Raw genomic sequence first — 1966 nt, 5'->3', positions numbered from 1 at the left:
CCTGTTCACCCATTTTTTACACTTATGAAGAGAATGTAGAGTTGATGTATAGTTAAAAAATAACTATACACCTATTATTTTCTTTTAAATACAGTCAGATATTTGAAATGGTGCATGGAGTGCAGACTTAAACCCAAGAAGTCTATACAGGGGATTTAAAGCCCCTGCATTCAGGCACAGAGGGCAGCCACTCTTCCGCTTCGTCTGACAGCTCAACGTTATAAATGTAGCCTTTCTTGGTTCGCACTTTCCGATATTCCTTCCGGTACTCCTGCATAATCTTAGGAATGGATTCGCCAAACCTGGTCAGGGTTAACGGGCGTTCAAAGCCGTGTGCTTCCATAAAAGACAAATACGCGTGATAAAGATAAATGCGCGGTGCTCTTGGTACGATATTCTTATTTCCCATCTTCATTCCGGCTGTTTCGCCCACAGAGACCAGATAACCGCAAAAGCGATATAACGGATCGGAATGGCTTTTCACCGTTAACGCTTCGTTGGAATCGCGTTGCGCTTGTAGCCGCTTTTTAGCCTTGTTCTGGTCGGCAAATTCGTTTAATAAATGGCGGATAATGACAGGCAGTTCCCGACTGATTTTCTCCGCCAATTGCGGATCTTTTTCTGACTCTTTGACCGGATGGTTAAACGGGAATATCACCCGCCGCCGTGCAATACCGCCGTTGCGTTCGGTAAAGCTCATGGGTTCGTTATTGGTGGCTAATACCACCGCCTTGATTACCGTAGAAAATTGCTTTTCGTACTTCCCGTCAACTTCAATCAGGTCACCGCCTGTAATGGCTTTGATGCCTGCTCCCTCACCGACATATTTAACCTGATCGGGCAGCGTAATCAGGCTTTTTCCGACAAACTGATAACGCCCCCGTGCTTCGTCCAAGGCTCTCATATTGCCACTGGCGGTATTGTGCTCACCCGCTAATAACGTGGCGATATAGGTAAAGATGCTTTTACCGCTGCCACCTTCGCCCGTCACTTCAATAAATAGCTGCCAGTCATAACGGTTTGCCAAAATCATAAACAGGGCGGCTTTGATTCGATTCATTTTATTTTCATTGCGTCCCGCCGCATGGGACAGCCAGCGATAAAAATCGGGGGCATGAGCCTGTAGGTTCTCATCGGTTGCGGGTGGGGTAAATTCAATGCCGTTATGGTTGATTAACCAATGTTCCGGCTGATGCGAGGTAAATTGTTGTGTCGATAAGTCATATACCCCATTACGAAACCCAATTAAATTCTGCCGTTGTTCGCTGATAACCGGCACCTGTAATTTCAGGGCACAGATAGCGTTATTGATCCCGTTCGGGCTGTAAGGGGTTTCGTGCTGGTCGAAGATGGCTACCATTGCGCGGCGCAGCGCGTTATCCGACACGGTTTCCCATATCGCGCCGTTATATTGATAAACCATTTCGCTTTCAAGGCTTACCGCCACCTTGCCGTAGCGCTCAGCCAGCAGTGCCCCGCGCTGACTGGCGGCCATTTGTGCCAGATTGTTATTGGCCTTTTTGGTCTTCACTTCGTGGATCACTGCCACTTCTTCTATTACGTCCACGGGGGCTTTTCCTCCGACCTGATATAATCCGTGATTAAATGCCTGCTTTGCTGCCTCAATACCGTGATGCTGGCGATAATCGTCCCAGTCGGCTTTCAATGCCGTAGGCGGTAACGTGACCCATCCGGTAATCGCTTGAGCGGTCTTTTCTGCCGCCATTTTGCCGACGTTCTTCTTCGGCTTGCCGTTGTTGTCCAGTTCCCCCGATTCATGCCAGTCATTATCAGCAGCAAGGATAATTTTCGCCGCAGGCCACTGCTTTCTGACTTGTTCGGCCACGACGGATAAATTTCCCTCATCAATCGCCGCCAGTACCCGACCTTCATGTAACTGGCTGACAGTGAGTGCCGTTGCATAACCTTCGGTAATGATGATTGTGTCCGGCGTTCCGGTAATCTC

1 protein-coding gene is annotated in these 1966 nt (G+C 48.5%); it reads right to left on the bottom strand.

All coding sequences use genetic code 11. The features are described from left to right. Positions 1–142 precede the first annotated feature (142 nt). Positions 143–1966: phage/plasmid primase, P4 family (locus tag Xbed_RS18480; protein ID WP_086114284.1), on the bottom strand; the 1824-nt coding region annotated here is incomplete at its 5' end.

The organism is Xenorhabdus beddingii (assembly GCF_002127545.1).
GTDB lineage: Bacteria > Pseudomonadota > Gammaproteobacteria > Enterobacterales > Enterobacteriaceae > Xenorhabdus > Xenorhabdus beddingii.
Note: the sequence above shows the minus strand (reverse complement) of the source record. Positions and strands in the feature narration are given on the sequence as shown.